Consider the following 429-nt stretch of genomic DNA (forward strand, 5'->3'; position numbering starts at 1 on the left):
GATCGTCGACGATCTCGATGGTCACCGTGGCCGAGGCATTGGCCAGGCCATCGCCCACATTAATAAGGAAGCCGTCCGTCTCCGGACCAGCGGCATCGGTGGTGGCTTGGGTGAGCGTGTAGCTGAAGCTGTAAGTGCCGTTGCTGTAACCAGTGATCAGCACGGTGCCATGGTCGGTAGTGAAGCTCTGCCCCACCAGGCTGGCGAAGCCGCTGGTGGTCAGGTCGACCGTCAGGCTGCCGACGCTCAGGGTCTTCAGGTTGGCCAGGCCGTCGGAGTCGGCGACGGTGAAGCTGCCGGTGGTGACCGTGCTGCCGTCACCCGCGCTACTGCCATCCGCCAGGCCCTTCTCGAAGACCTGGGCCAGCTCGCCCTCGGCACCCGGGCTGCTGACCTCGACGGTGGGAATGTCGTTGCTGCCGGTGATGG

The 429-nt window shown here is 65.3% G+C and carries 1 protein-coding gene; it reads right to left on the reverse strand.

Annotation, left to right across the window (positions count from 1 at the left end; all coding sequences use genetic code 11):
- Positions 1-429 (reverse strand): hypothetical protein (locus tag AAHM40_RS27065; protein WP_342247449.1); only part of this gene is annotated, 429 nt, incomplete at both ends.

Origin of the sequence: Pseudomonas sp. OTU5201, from assembly GCF_038440135.1 — a bacterium.
Classification (GTDB): Bacteria; Pseudomonadota; Gammaproteobacteria; order Pseudomonadales; family Pseudomonadaceae; genus Metapseudomonas; species Metapseudomonas resinovorans.